Source organism: Boudabousia marimammalium (assembly GCF_001936115.1).
Classification (GTDB): domain Bacteria; phylum Actinomycetota; class Actinomycetes; order Actinomycetales; family Actinomycetaceae; genus Boudabousia; species Boudabousia marimammalium.
In genome coordinates, this window is record NZ_MPDM01000002.1 from 193,592 (window position 1) to 211,075 (window position 17,484).

Here is a 17,484-nt window from a genome sequence, read left to right on the forward strand (position 1 = left end):
GAACTACAGTTATTAGTAACGCTTTCGCGAAAGGTCCAACATGTCTACAACAAAACCGGAAGTCAGCTCAGCACCCTACGACGAAATCGAACAACACCGCCCCCTGCTCCGCGGCTGGATCCACACCATCGCTGCACCCCTGTCGTTGGCAGCAGCAATCGTCCTAGTTGTCCTCGCACCCACCTCAGCCACCAGATGGGCATCAGTGGTGTACATGATTTGTTCACTCATGCTGTTCTCCACCTCCGCGATCTACCATCGCATCGTCTGGGGGCAAAAAGGCGACGCCATCCTAAGACGAATGGACCACTCCAACATTTTCCTGCTCATCGCCGGCACCTACACGCCCATTACCGTGGCATCCCTCACCGGCACGAACCGAATCATGTTACTCTCCATCGTCTGGGGTGGCGCCGGCATCGGCATCCTCATGCGCATCTTCTGGCTCCAAGCACCCCGCTGGTCCTACACACTGATCTACATTCTGCTCGGCTGGGTTGCCATCTGGTTCCTCTACCCCATCGCTGAAGGATCAAACTGGGCGGTAGTGTGGCTCCTCGTTTCCGGAGGCATCGTCTACACGATTGGCGCTATCTTCTACGCCTTACGCTGGCCCGGGCCGCTCGCAAAAATCTTCGGATTCCATGAGTTCTTCCACCTCTGCACGCTAATCGGCTGGACCCTCATGTGCGTCGCAACTTATATCGCTGTGCTTAGCGCATAGACAACAAAGCAGATACAATACAGACAACCTACGCATCAACCAATGATGCTTGATTACGCCCACAGGCAGCTGTATCATCCTGTGGTCTAGCTGCCCACAGGGTTAACAAAGGAAAAACAATGACCGAAAAACGTTGGATAGATAAAGCTTCATACCAGAAGCTGCAGGAAGAACTGGCTTTCCTCACGGAAACCAAGCGCCCCGAAATTGCCCGCAAGATTGACGAAGCACGGCAAGACGGTGACCTCAAAGAAAACGGCGCCTACCATGCTGCCCGCGATGAGCAATCCATGAATGAGACCCGCATCCTACAGCTCGAAGAGCTACTGCGCAACTCTGAAGTAGGCGAAACCCCCGCCGACGACGGGATTGTTGAACCCGGCATGGTTGTGACCGTGAAAATGGCTGGACGGGAAATGAAATTCCTGCTCGGCCTCCGTGAAGCCTCCGACGACCTAGACATTGACGTGTACTCTCCCGAAGCTCCACTCGGCCAGGCCATCCTAGGCTCCAAGCAGGGCGACACCGTCTCCTACAAGGCACCCAACGGGAAGACCTTCGACGTGGAAATCCTAAAAGCCTCCCCCTACGAAGGCTAAACTAGAAAACTAGAAAATACGAGGAAGGCTGGCACCCATCACGGGTGCCAGCCTTCCTCGTTAAACATCAGCTACCTGCAATTAAGAACCCTGCCGGTCAGTTGAATCATCTAACTCAGTCTTTTCCGCAACCGAACTAGACTCCACCTCAGTTGACTTAGACGACTCCGCCGATGCTGCCACAGAGCCTCCCTCGGCCTCCCCAGATGCCGTATCCATCTCCGCGTCAGACTCCGGCAAGAGCCGCAAATGATCTGGCGAATAGTCAGCACCCAATGGCACCTCATCCACGACTAGGTCAGCATCAGCAGCATCCTCGTCCTCGTCCTTGAAAGCGTCACGCGGCTCCTTGTCATCATCTTGTAAAGCATCCACAATTTCATCCGCGGAGGTCATCAGCCCCAGCTCTCTATCACTGGTATCGGACTTATTCATCCGACTGTAGGAACTATTCGCATAAACCACTGAAGCATTAATGAAAGCCATCACCGGGACGGTAAAGAGAGCCCCCAAAATACCGATCATGTAACTGGCGGCAGTCAAACCCAACAGAACCGCAACCGGGTGCAAAGAAACCGCGGAAGCCATCAGAATCGGGTTCAAAACATTGCCTTCCAACTGCTGCACGACCAGCACAATAATCAGCATAAACAACGCAGAGCCCGCGCTCACATCCACCAAAGCAACCAGCACAGCGACGACACCGGCAATAATCGCACCCACAATCGGGATGAAAGCCATCAAGAAAGTAAGCAGACCAATCGGAGCCCACAGCCCAATCCCTAAAAAGTAGGCGCCGGCGCCAATGCCAATAGCATCAATCGCGGCCACCAAAACCTGCACGCGAGCCCACGCACCCAAAGTAGTCCAGCCCTGAGAGACGGACTCATGCACGGTCCGGCGGCTAGCACGCGGCATGATACGCACAATCCACAGCCAGATTGTCTTCCCGTCATAGAGGAAGAAGAAAATACAGAACAGCACAATGAAACTGGTCGTCAAGAAGCTACCGAATGAAGCCACCGCGGTGAAAGCACCATTGGCAATATCGCTGACATTATCACGCAAAGTATTCATCAGGTTTGTGGTGCTCTGGCTAATCCACATATCCAGCTGATTCTCACGCAGATTCAGCGGCCCCTCAGAGAGCCAAGTCCGTAGCTGTTCAAAAGCAGCCGCAATCTTGTACGCCAAAGAGGGAGCGTCAGCGATCACCTGATTGATAGCCAAACCCACAATGGTCACGAAAATCGTAATTCCCACCAGCATGGCGATGACTACCGACAGTACCTTCGGGAAATGCAAGCGAACGGAAAGTAGATGCACCAGCGGGTTAAGCACAGCAGTGAAAACCATAGCGACCGCAACCGGAATTAGAATCATGCTGAACTGGCTCATCACCCACAAGACTCCCAGTCCAGCGACTGCTATGAGGATAATGCTCCAAGACCATTCCGCGGCGGCCCTGACCCCTAGCGGCACATAGGATTTAGCGGAACGGTTCGCGCCGCCAGATTCATCCACTGGCTCCATCGGAGAGAAAGCAGCTTCCTCAACCAAATTGCCTGCGCGAGAATCACGTATGATTTTCTTAAAACGATTTAGCAAGTTCTTTCTTGGCTTCTGCATAAAAGCATCCCTCTCAGTGCGGATGGTCAGGAATAGAGGCGACTTATATCGTGTTTAATAGTACACAGTATGATTTGAAATCACCATAAACAAAGGCTGGTCACAGTGAATAAAACTATCGTTATTGGCATGGGATGCTTCTGGGGCGTGCAAAAGGCCGCAGATTCCATTCCCGGAGTGAAAGAAACCACTGTAGGTTACATGGGCGGGACCACCCCGAACCCCACCTATATGGAGGTTTGTTCTAATCTGACCGGGCATGTTGAAGTAGTTGAGGTGGTTTACGAGGACGACCCAAAAGTCCTCGCTGACTTGCTGAAGTTCTTCTGGGAGCAGCATGATCCCACCCAGGGTAACCGTCAGGGCAATGATATTGGCTCCCAGTACCGCTCTGTGATTTACAGCGCTGACGTTGAGCAGTTAGAGGCCGCGAAAGCTAGTGCGGAGAAAGCACAGCAGGCCCTCACCGCGGCAGGTTTTGGCCCCATCACCACGGAGATTTCACTAATGTCCGAGGCAGGCCAGTTCTGGCCGGCAGAAGAATACCATCAGAAGTATTTGGAGAAGAACCCGAACGGCTACTGCCCCGTTCATGCGACCGGCATTAAGTGCGGCTGGACTGCTGACGCGCAGTAGCGAGCGGTGGGTAAACACAACAAACCGTCCACGCAAGCTTACGCGGTCAGTAACCGCAGCAAACCGGCTAAGAAATGGGCCCGAGAGTCAACTGATTCCCGGGCCCATTTTCTGTTGGCTAGTTTAGAGCTTGCCGACGATGTCAGTTACGAAGACGAGGGTGTCTCCACCCTTAATGCCGGCCTGCGGGACTCCGCGGTCACCATAGCCGAGCTCCGCAGGAATCGACAGCAAGACGCGGGTACCGACCCGCTGGCCAACTAGGCCATCATCCCAACCGCGGATAACCATGCCGACACCAACTTGGAAGACCAGCGGCTGACCGCGGTCGAAAGAGTTGTCGAAGACATTTCCGTCCCAGACCTGACCCAGGTAGTGGGCAGCGATGGTGTCACCAGCTTCGATGACGTCGCCGTCACCGGCGTGAAGCACTTCCACCTGCAACTGCGCCGGAGCGTCAGGTGACGGGAAGGAGATAGTAGGTTTAGTTCCGAAAGGTTCATTTACTGAAGGCATATTTTCCATAATGCTAAGCATAACAATGCCCACCCCGGATTGTCAGGGGTGGGCGCTGTTATTCTGCTAGCTTAGAGCCAGAAAACGTCGATTTAGACCAGTCCTAGTCGCGGCCAGCCAAGATTGAGGCGTAGCGCAAAAGGTTGACGTACAGCCAAATCAGGGTAACCATGAGGCCGAAAGCCAGAGTCCAAGAATACTTCTGCGGAATCTGACGATTTACCGCCTGCTTGATCTGGTCAAAGTCACCAATGAAGGAGATGGCACCCAAAATCACCACGATGATTCCTAGCAGCGCTGCCACCGGGATACCGAAAATCGTGCCCCCTTCAATGCCCCAAGGGCTGGAAGTCAAGTTAAACATGATGAGGACCCAGTTGACCAACTGCAATAAGCCAAGTGAGATAATGCCAACCAGCCCGACCATCATCAGTTTCGAACTGTTACGCACGAAACCGAAAGAGAACAAGAACAAGGTGACGCCAAAGACCACGAAGGAAGCCACCATAGCCTGCATCACAACGCCAGGATAAGCATTGTTGAACACCAGTGAGATGCCGCCCAGCAGTAGGCCCTCGAATACGCCGTATGCCATTACCAGAACCGGCGAGGGCTCACGTTTGAAGATGTTGACCAGTGCGGTCACTAGGCCACCAATCGCGCCTATACCGGTGAGCATAACACCGAGACCCGGGTTCATCAGGAATAGGTACCAGTTCACTGCGGCACTGCCCAGCACGAGGGCGAACAAGACAGCGGACTTAATTAGCACGTCATCATAGGTGATTCGGCCGGTGTCCACGCTATCTGCGGCTGGACCCGAGTACATTTGCTCATATTGGCGCATATCAGTTGCGCCCGGCTGAGTGTAGGTGCCTGCCACTGTAGCCTGATAAGATTGGGGGTTTTGCGATCCGGGCTGATAACCGGGCATCTGCGGATAACCGTTCGGGGTCCGATCCTTAGTAATCGTATCAAGCCGGTCAAATACGGGGTTACTCATGTGAGCCTCCATTTCGTGCTATTCCCGTCCAGTATGTCATGCCTGCATGTTCAGAGACAGACACCGGTTCGGTCTTTCCCCTCAGGCGAACACAAAGGACGGTTTTTCATACCTGCGGAGGATACAGTCCAGCGTCTCTTAGTACCCTGGGCGTAGTTCATAAAAGCGAGTTCATTCCACTGCCCTATCGGCTTTCCGAAACTCAAGCGATAGAGTGGAAGTATCGAAGAAAGGAGAGCGTAATGATTGAAGCTCGTAACCTAACTAAACGCTATGGAAAGAAAGTAGCGGTGGATGACGTCTCATTCAGTATTAAGCCAGGTAGGGTAACTGGCTTCCTCGGCCCAAACGGCGCAGGCAAATCAACCACCATGCGCCTGATTATGGGCATGGATAAGCCCACCTCAGGTTCAGTAACTGTAGGAGGGGAATCTTTCGTCAAGTCGAAAGCCCCACTCACCCGTGTAGGCTCACTTTTGGACGCGAAGGGCGTTCACCCGTCCCGTACCGCCTACAGCCATCTACACTCCATCGCTGTCACACACGGTATTCCTTCCTCCCGGATTGATGAAGTCCTCGCGATGACCGGCCTAACAGAGGTGGCAAAGAAACGCATCGGCGGCTTCAGCCTCGGCATGGGACAGCGCCTCGGCATCGCAGCAGCTTTGCTGGGTGACCCCGAAATCCTCCTTTTTGATGAGCCAGTTAATGGTTTGGATCCCGAGGGCGTTGTCTGGGTTCGCCAACTGTCCAAAGAACTAGCCGCCAACGGCAAAACCGTTTTAGTCTCATCCCATCTCATGTCCGAAATGGCACTCACCGCTGATGATGTGATTGTGATTGGTAAAGGCAAGATTTTGGCATCAGGCGCAATCAACGACATTATTGGACAAAACACGAAAACAGAAACCGTTTTTGTGGTTTCACCGCAGCTTGATGAACTGATTCGCTCCCTCGGCTCCACCATTGCCGTGGACCGGAAGGAATCCAATGTTGCGTTCATCAGCAATCTTGACGCCGCCACAATTGGCCGCCGCGCGCTAGAGAGCGGCATTGAACTTCATCAGCTAACCACGAAGCGTGTCTCCTTGGAGGACGCATTCTTGCAGCTCACTGAACAAGCCGTGGAATTCAAGACCGGCTCGAAAGGGGAAACACTATGAGCACAGCAACTATCCCACATCGTTCCGTTCCGGCGACAGCACCAACCAATCATGGTTATAAATTGAGTTTCCTTGGCGTGCTACGAAGTGAATGGATGAAATTCTGGTCCCTGCGTTCCTCCTGGATTGTAGTTCCACTAACCTATATTTTGGCAGTCGGACCGTCCATCGCCTTGACTTATGCCCTTCGCAACGAAATCGGTACAGGCAAAGAGCTGCTAGACACCATTTACTCTCTGCTTTCGCTCTCCGCCGGATTATCAGGCCTGATTGTGATTGCCTATTCGGTAACCATTGTGACGAATGAGTGGTCAACTGGATCGATCTACTCGACCGTCACCGCAGTCCCCCGCCGTACCCCGACTTTCTTCGCAAAACTAATCGTCTCAAGCTTCATCACCATACTGGTACACACCCTTGCGTACCTAACGATTTTGGCGAACCTTAGCTACATTGGCGATACCGGCTCTTTCTGGAGCGATAAAGACACTTGGCTGCTAATGCTGATTCAGATTGTCGGCATCTTGTTCTACAGTGTCCTTGCCACTTTCATTGCCTACCTGCTACGTAACACTGCCCTATCAATGGTCATCTTGTACGCTTTTGTCACCGTCGTACAAAGCATCTTGACGGTCCTAGCCCTACAGTTTGAGTGGATGCGAAACATTGTGAAAGTGCTTCCCTCCTCACTGGTCCAAGCAATCAACGAATTCGTCATTAGCAGTGCTGAGCAAGCCCCACCTGGGGGAGACTCAAGCATTCCGGTACCCGATCTGACTTTGTCAGCTAACTGGTCTGCTTTCACCATGGTGATCTGGGTAGTGTTCTTCGGAGTACTAGCTTGGGTAACTTTGAAACGACGCGACATTTAGGAAACTGTGAGTCACTTTCATCCCTTTCATCAAGGAAACACCATTAGTTGGTGGCGACCGCAACGGAGAGAACTGATTACCGTTGCGGTCGTCGCCATGCTCTGGGTCGCCGCACTATGCGGGCTCTGGGCACAGCCAGTGCATCCGCCGTTAGGCGTCCTAGCGGCAATGCTTCTGCTACAAACCCTAGCGATGCTCTGCTGGATTCGGCTGCCATTATTCACCTTAACCGCAGTCGGTTTATCGGTTTTAGGATTCTTAACCACACTATGGGCTCGAAATCTAACTATTCCGAACAGCTACCAAAGCTTCAGTGCCGCCACCGCAGAATTCCATTTCGGCTACGCATTCTTCTTGGCGCTGCTGGCTTGGGCTCCCGGACTGGCGGTTTACGCGGTCGCCCTCGGCTTCAAAGCCAAAACTGCCATCCCAGTAAACCTCGCTTTTTTGGCGTATCTACTAGCCCTAGCTTATTTCTTCGAATCCTGGCCACATCCTTATCTTCTGTTGGCCTCCATACTGGCACTGTTGGTTTGCCACATTATTGGCATGTACCAGCGCTCCTATCTGGAACGCCTCAGCATACTAGAAGACCAGTTACGGAAGCTAACCCTGGCAAATGAGCAGATCCAGCAGCTGGCCGTAGTCGCAGAACGGACCCGAATTGCCCGCGAAATGCATGACATAATCGCGCACTCTCTTTCAATCATGATTACCCTGGCGGACGGCGCCAAAGTCAGCTTGGAAAAGAATCCTGCACAGTCGGCAACCGCCCTCGAAATGCTGGGAAGTACTGGACGAACCGCCTTAGCGGAGGCACGAAAACTGGTGGGAGTGCTCCGCAACCCAGAACAGAACACCGGGGCAGCAAAGACAGAAGACGCGAAGCTATCTTTGACGCAGGATGAGTCAGACCAGATCATGCCGCTCAGCCCGCAACCCAACTATGAGGACATAGAACAGCTGATTCGCCGCTTCCAAAATGCTGGACTACCCATCACCGCACATCTGGATGCCTCTCCCCTGCCCGATGAGCCCGGGCTGGTACTGACCCTCTTTCGTTTGATTCAAGAATCCTTAACCAATATCTTGCGCTACGCCCCCAGCACCCCCAAGATCACGGTCACTACTGAACGCAATATTGGCTCCCTGATTGTGACCGTTTACAATGCGACCGACCCGAATGCGATTACGACACCAGGCTCCGGAAACGGGCTGCTAGGCATGAAAGAGCGCGTTTCCGTTTATAATGGACAAATCGAAGCCGGCCCCTATCAGCAAGGCTGGCAGGTCCGTGCAGTACTGCGCTGGACTGAAACTGCTGACGGTTTATCTGCTTGGAAGGCTCCCCTATGATTCGCGTTCTTATCACTGATGATCAGTCACTCATGAGGATGGGTTTCGGCATGGTGATTGGCGCCGAAGAAGACATGGAAGTTGTCGGGGAAGCCAGTAATGGTCTGGTTGCGCTGCAGCAGGTGAAAGCCCTAAAACCTGACGTGGTGCTGATGGATGTCCGCATGCCAGAAATGGATGGGATCGCAGCTACGAAAGCGATCGCGGAAGAATACCCTGAGACAAAAATTCTGATTCTGACAACTTTCGATTTGGATGAGTACGCTTTCGCGGCCCTTCAGGCGGGCGCCTCAGGCTTCCTCCTGAAGGACGCCGAGCCGGCCTCCGTAGTGGATGCCATTCGTGCCATCGCCGGCGGCGACGCGGTGGTTTCACCGCGAATCACCCGCCGGATGATTGAACTATTCGCAGATAGGATGCCTAGAGAGTCAGATTCCACCGGGTCGCGCCCAATCGAAGCTCTGCAAGTGATTGAGAACAGCAAGCTAACCTCACGTGAGGTTGAGGTCTGGAAACTGTTGGCCCGCGGCCTCTCGAACCATGAGATTGCGGAGAAACTATTCCTCTCCACCACCACGATTAAGACTCATGTCGGCAATATTTTAGCGAAGCTAGGAGTACGCGACCGGGTCCAAGCGGTCGTAGTAGCGTATGAGCATAACCTACTGGGAGATCAAGATCAGGTCAGCGTCCTAGACGCACCTGAACGGTAATATTACGCCGCAAGGTAGTTGGTACCCCCAGTGGGACTCGAACCCACAACACATCGATTTTAAGTCGATTGCCTCTGCCAATTGGGCCATGGGGGCGCACCCACTAGAGTACCAGCTACCGACGATTTTGCACGAGATAGGCCGCGCAAGAAGATTCGCCAACATGCCAATAAAAGGTAAAGCCGACATATCTTTCATCACTTGAAATAGTCAAATCAAGATTAGCGGCGGTAGAATGGGAGTTCAGATTGACTACCATTGTAGAGCCGATTCGAGGATAGCGTGACTGAGCAGAAAAACCATGAGGATCAGATTCCCTACAAGGGCCAAGGAATCAAGCGACGTTCTCGATACAATACGCCGGGAATGAGGACTCTCCCTCGTCCCCATAGACTACAGAGCTCACATCGCCGCGTTTATGAAGTATCACACTCCACACAAGAGTCTTTCCCGCAGCGGCTGACCCGATTCCGGTATGCGATTGCACGCTTCTTGGCGAATGAAACCAAGTCCGGCCTGATTCTGATGGTCTCCGCGCTCCTCGCCCTGATTGTTGCGAACAGCCCCTGGCGTCATATTTACGAGGCCGTATCCGCATACCATATTGGCCCCCAATCCTTGCATCTCAACCTCTCGGTCGGACACTGGGCAGCGGACGGTCTGCTCACTATCTTCTTCTTCGTGGTCGGCTTGGAACTCAAAACCGAGTTCGTTACCGGTTCACTACGCGACATTAAAGAAGCAGCCCTTCCAATGCTGGCCGCCGTGTTTGGCATGATTGGCCCCGCCCTTATCTACATACTGATACAGTCGCTCTCCGCGGAGCCCGCCTACCACGGCTGGGCCATCCCGACCGCAACAGATATCGCCTTCGCCGTCGCAATCCTGGGCATTTTCGGTCGTGGCCTCCCGCCCGCAGCCCGCACCTTCCTGCTGACTTTAGCGGTTGTCGATGACCTGCTGGCAATTATTGTGATTGCGGTCTTCTACTCTGAGAACATCAACTTCGTCGCCTTACTTCTTTCCCTCGTAGTAGTGGTTATCTTCATGCTCCTAGTGCAGAACCGGATTACTTTCTGGTGGATACTGATCCCCGTGGCGGTAGTAGCCTGGGCGCTTATGCATGCCTCCGGCGTACACGCCACCATTGCTGGCGTACTCATGGGCCTGTCCGTGCCGGCTCTGCGCCGCCGCCATGAGGAACAGATGACCCACCGCTTTGTGGAGAGAATCAATCCCTGGTCAGCTGGCCTTGCCCTGCCGCTCTTCGCTTTCTTCTCCGCTGGCGTGAATATGGTTGACTCCTCCGGCCTGGTTTCAACCCTGACCGACCCGGTTACCGTCGGCATCATATTGGGCATGCCGATTGGTAAGTTCCTCGGGGTCTTCGTCTCCGTGGCGGTGCTGACCACCTTCACTCGTTTGAAGCTGGGCAATGGCGTGGACCTAGGAGATATTCTTCCTATCTCTATCCTGTGCGGCATCGGCTTCACCGTGGCGTTACTGATTGCCGGCCTGGCCTTCCCAGCCGGTTCACCGCACGTCGAGCACGGCAAGCTGGCAGTTTTGGCCGGCACGCTGGCTTCCGCATTGCTGGGTTCCATGCTTTTGCATCACCGCACCCGCAAGCACGTCCGTCACTAAAGCACATGAAAACTGGGCCCGTTACCAAAATGGTTACGGGCCCAGTTTCCTATCTAAATGCTCAGGCAAGGAAACGGCTTAAGTCACCTTCCCTGCTGAGCGGCTTCGGCTGCCGCGCCGAGGGTGATGCCGTCCAAAATGTCATGCTCTGAGGTAATAATCTTCCCCAGCTGGCGTCCTGCTTGGGAGACTTCGGCAGATACCCTGTCTACAATCATTTCCCAAATTAGCGAGCCTGCCCCGATTACGTCCCGCCGTCCCGGATGCATGAAAAGCATCTGGGCTTTCTCCGCAGAGCTGGCGAAACGCAGCGCCTCAGTTGAGGCATGAATCTGCTCCACCGTCAGGGCGGCGCCATCAATGGCTGCAGGGTCGTAACGCTTCAGGCCGAGGGCGTGCGCAGTAATCGTAGTAACTGAGCCGGCCACCCCAACTAGAGTGCCAACCTTTGAGAAATCAACCACCCGGTCAGCGTCATCCAACAGTTGATTAACGTACTGGTGGGCCTCATCCTCGGCCCCAGAGCGTAAGAAACGCTCCGTCACCCGCACGCAACCCATATCCACGGAAATGGAAGCCTCCACGGACTTGCTGCCGATTGCGAACTCGGTAGAGCCTCCCCCAATGTCTACGACCAAGACCGGACGGGGAGCCGTAGCCGGGACTCCAGCCATCGCCCCGGTGAAGGAGAAAGCAGCCTCCTGATCGCCAGAGATGACACGTGGGCCAACCCCCAGGCGCCGCTCCACGCCAGCGATGAACTCGCCGGCGTTCTCAGCATCCCTACTGGCGGAAGTCGCCACGAACAGGGTGTGTTTAACCCCGTGCTGGCGAATCAAAGCCACATACTCATCCAAAGCGGTGAAAGTGCGTTCCAGTGCTTGCGGGGCAAGACGGCCAGTCTTATCGACATCCTCCCCCAGGCGGACCACCTTCATCAGCCGCTCAATGTCATGCAGCTTACCCTGCTGATCAACGTCAGCTATCAGTAGACGAATCGAGTTAGTGCCACAATCAATTCCGGCCACGCGCATGATTACTGGGCCTCCTGCTCAGCGAAATAGTCGATAAACTGCTGCGGCGGCGTCCACATGTGACGCTCCACCATGAGGCGGATCGCCCAGTCACCGATCGGATTTACGCCCGGACCGGCAGCCAGAGAATGACCAACTAGGGCGTGCAAACATTTGACGCGGGTAGGCATACCGCCAGCAGATGTGTTTTCAATCTCTGGGACTTCACCCAGCTGATTACGCTCACGCAAATATGCCTCATGAGCTTTTTGATACTGCGCTGCCAAGTCAGCATCGTCTTGCAGGGCCTGCTTCATCACATCCATGGTGTGCTCAGCTTCCAAAGTTGAGCAGGCCTTCACGGCACCCGGGTCGCTCAGGTAGAAAGTCGTCGGGAAAGGAGTGCCGTCTTCTAGCCGCGGCGTGGTTGCCACCACGGCGGGTTCACCGTTGTCTGCGCGGGCGGCAATGCCCACCACCCCGCGCGGGAGGCGTCCCAGCTGCTGGGCGAGGATTTCTAAGTCGGTACTGGTTGCTTCAGTAATCGGCACGCTAGTGTCCTTAAAGTTGTTTGCGATTAGGGGCTAGTTTTCTGGGCTGGGCGAGGGCGTTGCCGGGCTTTCCGGCGAAGTAGCTATAACAGTTTCAGGGGTGACTGCCGGGACTTCTCCGGCCGCCGCTAAGGAGTCGGACATAACTCTGAACCAGGGCCGAGGGGGGCCCTCCAAAGCTTGGCCTTCAGCTTTTGCTAACTGTTTTGCTTTCGCCGCCGGATCAATCACCAGATACTGGGTCTCTCCCGGGCGAGCGTAGCCGAGGCGAGCGCGGGCCTGAGCTGCCACATACTCATCATCATCCCACTGCGCAATCAGGTCTTTTAACTGCTGCTGACGTTCCTGTTCGGTGGCAATCTGCGCTTTGATGTGCTGTATTTCTTGCTCCTGCGCCAGCAGATTCTTCACCGGGCGGCTCAAGAACAGCAACAGGAAAACCAGCAGGGCAATAATGGCGAAACTTCGGTATGAAATCTCACCCTTGCGTCCTGGTTTCTTCGCTGCAGGTTGCGCACTGCTGGACAGATTCTGGCGGGCGCTCATACCCGGTCTATTACTGCCTGGACCGCTACTGCCGCGAGTAGATTTAGGCTTCGCCGGACCTGCCGGACGGCCCGAGGCGGCGGGGCGTTTCCGGCCAGGCTTCGGGCTGTTGGGACGAGGAGGACGAGTCATAATGACAATTGTGAACTAAGGAGAGGGATGATGCCACCTGCCGCGCGGTTAAACCCTGCTTTGAACACAGTGCAGCCCCACCGTGATGGTGGGGCTGCACTGTCTTAAAAGCTAGGCGGGCTATTAACTAGCCCTCAGCTCAACCTGAGTACTCTCAGAAGTTTGCACGCGGGAAAGCGCTGTGGCCAGCGTAAACAGCTGCACCGCCCAGGTCTTCCTCAATGCGGAGCAACTGATTGTACTTGGCGACACGCTCAGAGCGAGCCGGAGCACCAGTCTTAATCTGGCCGGAGTTGGTAGCAACTGCAAGATCCGCAATGGTGGTGTCTTCAGTTTCACCGGAACGGTGTGAAGTCATGGTGCGGAAGCCTGCACGGTGTGCATCTTCAATGGCCTGCATGGTTTCAGTCAGTGAACCAATCTGGTTTACCTTAACCAGCAGAGCGTTAGCGGCCTTCATTTCGATACCCTTGTTCAGACGCTCAGGGTTGGTGACGAACAAGTCGTCGCCGACGATCTGGACGCGGTCACCGATAGCTGCAGTCAGAGCAGCCCAGTCTTCCCACTCGTCTTCGCTCAACGGATCCTCAATGGAAACCAGCGGATACTTGGAAATGAGATCCTCGTAGTACTTCACCATGTAAGCGGTGTCGCGCTGCTCACCTTCGAAGGTGTAGGTCTTGGTCTCGGTGTTGAAGAACTCAGTGGAGGCAACGTCCAGAGCCAATGCCACGTCAACGCCCGGCTTGTAGCCGGCCTTCTCGATGGCTTCAATGATTAGGTCCAAAGCTTCAGCGTTGGAATCCAGGTTGGGGGCGAAACCACCCTCGTCACCTAGACCAGTGGAAAGTCCACGCTCCTTGATAACGGCCTTCAGGGTGTGGTAAACCTCTGCACCCCAACGCAGAGCCTCACGGAAAGTGGGGGCGCCAACGGGAGCAATCATGAACTCCTGAATGTCAACGTTGGTGTCAGCGTGTGAGCCACCGTTGAGGATGTTCATCATCGGGACGGGGAGAACGTGACCGTGGGGTCCACCCAAGTAACGGTACAGCGGCAGGCCTGCTGAATCAGCAGCAGCCTTAGCAACAGCCAAGGAAACGCCCAGAATAGCGTTCGCACCCAGCTTGCCCTTGTTGTCGCTGCCGTCAAGGTCAATCATGGCCTCATCAATAGCGCGCTGATCGGATGCTTCCAGATCAATCAGTTCCGGGGCGATGGTATCAATGACAGCCTCAACCGCATCCTGGACACCCTTGCCCTGGTAACGGTTCTTATCATTGTCACGACGCTCAACAGCTTCGAAAGCTCCGGTGGAAGCGCCTGATGGGACAGCGGCCTGAGCCAAAGTACCATCCTCAAGCAGAACCTCTACCTCAACGGTAGGGTTACCGCGCGAATCCAAAATCTCGCGTGCGCCAATTGCTTCAATACGTGCCACGTGCAACTCCTTTAGTTATGATGACTGCTCCGGCACTTTTGCGCCGGCAACGCGCACCAACATCTTTGGTACGCAAAAGTCTTCTGACAGAACTAATACTAGTCGGTTTAATGCGCTGCGTCATAGCCTTTAGTCCCCGTGTTCGCTGTCCGCTACTTATCGACTTCACATTTGCTTTTTCTCTAACTTGCAAACCCCTCGATTGGTCCTGATAAAATCAGAAGACCGTCAACGTTGACGGATACAAAGCAAAGGAGATTTACATGCTCTCTTCATATTTTCATTCGAAATATTCTTTGCGTAACAAACTCCTAGCTAGCGTAGCTATATCAGGCATAGTCTTTACTGGCTTGGGCTTCGTTACGCCCACCGCAACCGCGGCCGAGTCCACCCATTTTTCGGGGGCCACCTCCAGTGCGGTAAAAACTGCAAACACTGACCCACATGAACGTGCAGTTGCGCTGCGAAACCAGATGAGTCTGGATGAGAAACTGGGACAACTCATTTGGACCCATGTTTACGGCAGCGATGCCAACCAGGTAACTGAAAAGCAAGCCGCCAGCAACGAAGCAGTCTTCGGTACTGGAATCACCACTCCTGCCGCCGCCATCCAGCACTGGAAACTTGGTGGCGTCCTGTACTTCAACTGGTCGGATAATATTGGCCGTCCAGCCGACCTGCAGCAAATTGCTAGCCTCTCAAATGGGCTACAAGACGCTGCCCGCGCTACCGGTACCGGTGTTCCACTGGCCATCACGGTCGACCAGGAAGGCGGCTTGGTTGCCCGCCTGCGTGGTTCCACCACAGATTTCCCTGGCAATATGGCTCTGGGAGCTACCCGTAGCACTGAGCTCGCTCAGCAGCAGGGTGTCGTCATGGGCAGAGAGTTGAAAGCCGTTGGTATCAATGTTGACTTTGCACCCGTCGCCGATGTGAACACAAACCCGCAGAATCCGGTGATTGGGATTCGCTCCATCGGCTCAGATCCGAAGTTGGTTGCCGACCTCACGAAAGCGCAGGTTCTAGGTTTACAATCCGAGGGCGTTTCCGCCACCGCAAAGCATTTCCCCGGACATGGCGACACGTCCTCGGACTCACACACCTCCCTACCGGTAGTGAACTATGATCGCGCCACGCTGGACCAGCATCTTGAACCTTTCCGCGCCGCTATCGCCGCGGAAACCGACATGATTATGACAGCGCACGTAATCGTGAAGGCGATCGATCCGCAGCAGCCCGCTACTCTTTCCAAAGCGGTACTTACGGACCTATTGCGTGACGAAATGGGTTTCCAAGGAATCATCACTACCGACGCGATTGATATGGAAGGTGCGCAGCTAGCGGTAATGACCGAGGAAGAAATCCAACACTACAACGACTGGAAATGTAAGGGCACTACCTCCATCAATGGTGGCAAAAATACCGCCCCTGAAAACGCCGAGGCCTGCATTGACCTGATGAAGAAGATCCGTGGAGAAGTAACCGTTAAGGCAGTCGCAGCCGGCTCCGATATCGTACTTAACACCTACGATGTATCTGCTTCAGTTGAGGCACTAAAGACGGCCTTGCAGGACGGCACCCTCTCTGAAGACCACATTAACGCTTCTGTGGACCGGGTCTTGGAATGGAAAGCGCGACGCGGCGTTCTAGACAGCCCGAATGCGGATTTGAGCCAGATTGACACCACCGTGAAGAACGGGGAAGCAAAATATATTGCTTCACAGATTTCTTCCCTTGCAACCACCTTGGTCCGCAACAAAAATCAGGTTTTGCCGTTACCCGCAGGAGCGAAAGTGCTGGTGACCGGTTCTACCTACGGCAATCCGGAAAAACTTGAGCCGAGACTAGCCAATTTTGGTTTCCGCACTAGCTACGAGACCACAAAGAAACTAAATCCGACTGATGAAGAGATTGCCAAGCAGGTAGCTGCAGCCAGCAATGTTGACTACATCATTTATACGGCATACCGGGCCTACACCAGCACACAGCAGCAAAAGGCTGTGAAAGCCCTAGCTGAAACTGGCAAACCTGTAATAGTTGTAGTGACGCACGTTCCCTACGATTCTGCAGCTTTACCGCAAGCTAACGCAGTATTGAACATATACGGTAATCAAGACCCGAACCATGAGGGGGCAGCCCGGGCACTGACCGGTTTAATCTCACCACGCGGTTCACTTCCAGTTTCAGTGCCAGCAATCGCGGGAATTGAAGGATCACGGAGCCTCCCCTACGGTTACAGCCTGACTTACCCGTCTCGAGTACCGGTGATTGATCGAGCTCTAGCACCTGCCCCTGAAGAAGCTCCTTTCCAAGACGTCCCCGTTAATCGCACCTTCGCCGGAGAGATTAACTGGCTGAAAACGACCGGCATCAGTACAGGCTGGGATGACAATACTTTCCATCCCTTGGAAGGAATCAGTCGCGAAGCTTTCGCCGCCTTCCTGTACCGACTGATCGACAGCAAGCCGGGGGCGACGCAAATGGATTTGCATGAGGATATCACGTCCCCCTTCATGGATTACCAAAATGGCAAGTTCTCTAATGAAGTTGCACATGTGGCCCGTCTGGGAATCATCAAAGGGTGGCCCGACGGAACCTTCCGTCCTGAGGAAAAGATTAGCCGCGAAGCTGTCGCAGCCATGTTGCACCGTATGTGCGAAGAAACCCGATTCGTCTGCGCGACGGGTCTGAACACTTTGCCAGTGCCAGAGGTGTCCGGCAATGTGTTCTCCGACGTGCCTGCGGGGGCCATGTTTGCTGCGGATATCCAGTGGTTTAAGCAAACTCAGATTACTACCGGATACCCGGATTTCACCTTCCGCCCACAAGAACCGGTTCATCGTGACGCCATAGCAGCGTTCTTGTACCGTCTCACGAAGAACAGGATCCGCTAGTTCTTACCCAAACAGGTGGCTCCCTTGAGGATCAATCTCAAGGGAGCCACCT

At 54.3% G+C, this 17,484-nt stretch carries 16 protein-coding genes and 1 tRNA gene; 9 read left to right on the forward strand and 8 right to left on the reverse strand.

Annotation, left to right across the window (positions count from 1 at the left end; genetic code table 11):
• Positions 1–40 precede the first annotated feature (40 nt).
• Together trhA and greA are read left to right on the forward strand one after the other, a co-directional pair.
• On the forward strand, positions 41–724 hold the full coding sequence (trhA, locus tag BM477_RS02450; protein ID WP_075361089.1) for a PAQR family membrane homeostasis protein TrhA: 684 nt from the start codon (positions 41–43) through the stop codon (positions 722–724).
• A 119-nt stretch (positions 725–843) separates the two neighbouring features.
• Complete coding sequence (greA, locus tag BM477_RS02455) at positions 844–1,323, forward strand: transcription elongation factor GreA (protein ID WP_075361090.1); 480 nt, start codon at positions 844–846, stop codon at positions 1,321–1,323.
• 81 nt (positions 1,324–1,404) lie between these two features.
• On the opposite strand, the gene BM477_RS02460 is transcribed toward greA, so the two are convergent.
• Positions 1,405–2,952 (reverse strand): AI-2E family transporter, encoded by a 1,548-nt coding sequence (locus BM477_RS02460; protein ID WP_075361091.1) that lies wholly within the window; start codon positions 2,950–2,952, stop codon positions 1,405–1,407.
• Between the two features lie 105 nt (positions 2,953–3,057).
• Between BM477_RS02460 and msrA the strand changes: the two genes are divergently transcribed.
• The gene (gene msrA / locus BM477_RS02465) at positions 3,058–3,588 is read left to right on the forward strand and encodes a peptide-methionine (S)-S-oxide reductase MsrA (protein WP_075361092.1); all 531 of its coding nucleotides are present in this window, start codon (positions 3,058–3,060) and stop codon (positions 3,586–3,588) included.
• Between the two features lie 123 nt (positions 3,589–3,711).
• On the opposite strand, the gene BM477_RS02470 is transcribed toward msrA, so the two are convergent.
• The gene (locus tag BM477_RS02470) at positions 3,712–4,113 is read right to left on the reverse strand and encodes an FKBP-type peptidyl-prolyl cis-trans isomerase (protein WP_075361207.1); all 402 of its coding nucleotides are present in this window, start codon (positions 4,111–4,113) and stop codon (positions 3,712–3,714) included.
• A 94-nt stretch (positions 4,114–4,207) separates the two neighbouring features.
• Entirely contained in the window at positions 4,208–5,107 is a 900-nt protein-coding gene (locus tag BM477_RS02475) for a Bax inhibitor-1/YccA family protein (RefSeq protein WP_075361093.1), read from the reverse strand.
• Positions 5,108–5,349: 242 nt separating this feature from the next.
• On the opposite strand from BM477_RS02475, the gene BM477_RS02480 reads away from it, so the two are divergent.
• The 4 genes from BM477_RS02480 to BM477_RS02495 are packed head-to-tail and all read left to right on the forward strand — an operon-like array spanning position 5,350 to position 9,211.
• On the forward strand, positions 5,350–6,270 hold the full coding sequence (locus tag BM477_RS02480; RefSeq protein WP_075361094.1) for an ABC transporter ATP-binding protein: 921 nt from the start codon (positions 5,350–5,352) through the stop codon (positions 6,268–6,270).
• Positions 6,267–7,142: an ABC transporter permease subunit gene (locus BM477_RS02485; RefSeq protein ID WP_084543653.1), complete on the forward strand. Its 876-nt coding sequence runs from the start codon at positions 6,267–6,269 to the stop codon at positions 7,140–7,142. The genes BM477_RS02480 and BM477_RS02485 overlap by 4 nt, the downstream gene beginning before the upstream one ends.
• A 6-nt stretch (positions 7,143–7,148) precedes the next feature.
• Positions 7,149–8,498, forward strand: a complete 1,350-nt coding sequence (locus BM477_RS02490) for a sensor histidine kinase (protein WP_143230176.1) — start codon at positions 7,149–7,151, stop codon at positions 8,496–8,498.
• A complete protein-coding gene (locus BM477_RS02495) occupies positions 8,495–9,211 on the forward strand; it encodes a response regulator (protein ID WP_075361096.1) in 717 nt (238 codons plus the stop codon). Before BM477_RS02490 ends, BM477_RS02495 begins: the two co-directional genes overlap by 4 nt.
• Before the next feature lie 19 nt (positions 9,212–9,230).
• Here BM477_RS02495 and BM477_RS02500 read toward each other — a convergent pair.
• Positions 9,231–9,307, reverse strand: a tRNA-Leu gene (locus tag BM477_RS02500).
• A gap of 186 nt (positions 9,308–9,493) precedes the next feature.
• Here BM477_RS02500 and nhaA point away from each other — a divergent pair.
• Positions 9,494–10,855, forward strand: a complete 1,362-nt coding sequence (gene nhaA / locus BM477_RS02505; protein WP_245792820.1) for a Na+/H+ antiporter NhaA — start codon at positions 9,494–9,496, stop codon at positions 10,853–10,855.
• Between the two features lie 83 nt (positions 10,856–10,938).
• On the opposite strand, the gene BM477_RS02510 is transcribed toward nhaA, so the two are convergent.
• From BM477_RS02510 to eno, 4 genes are all read right to left on the reverse strand, one after another.
• A complete protein-coding gene (locus tag BM477_RS02510; protein WP_075361097.1) occupies positions 10,939–11,889 on the reverse strand; it encodes a Ppx/GppA phosphatase family protein in 951 nt (316 codons plus the stop codon).
• A 2-nt stretch (positions 11,890–11,891) separates the two neighbouring features.
• Positions 11,892–12,419: a DUF501 domain-containing protein gene (locus BM477_RS02515; protein WP_143230177.1), complete on the reverse strand. Its 528-nt coding sequence runs from the start codon at positions 12,417–12,419 to the stop codon at positions 11,892–11,894.
• A gap of 33 nt (positions 12,420–12,452) precedes the next feature.
• Positions 12,453–13,097: a septum formation initiator family protein gene (locus BM477_RS02520; protein ID WP_084543657.1), complete on the reverse strand. Its 645-nt coding sequence runs from the start codon at positions 13,095–13,097 to the stop codon at positions 12,453–12,455.
• A gap of 154 nt (positions 13,098–13,251) precedes the next feature.
• Entirely contained in the window at positions 13,252–14,538 is a 1,287-nt protein-coding gene (gene eno / locus BM477_RS02525; RefSeq protein WP_075361100.1) for a phosphopyruvate hydratase, read from the reverse strand.
• A 263-nt stretch (positions 14,539–14,801) separates the two neighbouring features.
• On the opposite strand from eno, the gene BM477_RS02530 reads away from it, so the two are divergent.
• Positions 14,802–17,432 carry a glycoside hydrolase family 3 N-terminal domain-containing protein gene (locus BM477_RS02530; RefSeq protein ID WP_075361101.1) on the forward strand — a complete coding sequence of 877 codons (2,631 nt, stop codon included), beginning with the start codon at positions 14,802–14,804 and terminating at the stop codon, positions 17,430–17,432.
• The last annotated feature ends 52 nt before the right edge of the window (positions 17,433–17,484 follow it).

Coding starts and splice junctions, on each gene's coding strand:
- trhA (WP_075361089.1), top strand. CDS start 41: ATGTCTACAACAAAACCGGAAGTCAGCTCAGCACCCTACGACGAAATC.
- greA (WP_075361090.1), top strand. CDS start 844: ATGACCGAAAAACGTTGGATAGATAAAGCTTCATACCAGAAGCTGCAG.
- BM477_RS02460 (WP_075361091.1), bottom strand. CDS start 2,952: ATGCAGAAGCCAAGAAAGAACTTGCTAAATCGTTTTAAGAAAATCATA.
- BM477_RS02470 (WP_075361207.1), bottom strand. CDS start 4,113: ATGGAAAATATGCCTTCAGTAAATGAACCTTTCGGAACTAAACCTACT.
- BM477_RS02475 (WP_075361093.1), bottom strand. CDS start 5,107: ATGAGTAACCCCGTATTTGACCGGCTTGATACGATTACTAAGGATCGG.
- BM477_RS02480 (WP_075361094.1), top strand. CDS start 5,350: ATGATTGAAGCTCGTAACCTAACTAAACGCTATGGAAAGAAAGTAGCG.
- BM477_RS02485 (WP_084543653.1), top strand. CDS start 6,267: ATGAGCACAGCAACTATCCCACATCGTTCCGTTCCGGCGACAGCACCA.
- BM477_RS02495 (WP_075361096.1), top strand. CDS start 8,495: ATGATTCGCGTTCTTATCACTGATGATCAGTCACTCATGAGGATGGGT.
- BM477_RS02510 (WP_075361097.1), bottom strand. CDS start 11,889: ATGCGCGTGGCCGGAATTGATTGTGGCACTAACTCGATTCGTCTACTG.
- BM477_RS02520 (WP_084543657.1), bottom strand. CDS start 13,097: ATGACTCGTCCTCCTCGTCCCAACAGCCCGAAGCCTGGCCGGAAACGC.
- BM477_RS02530 (WP_075361101.1), top strand. CDS start 14,802: ATGCTCTCTTCATATTTTCATTCGAAATATTCTTTGCGTAACAAACTC.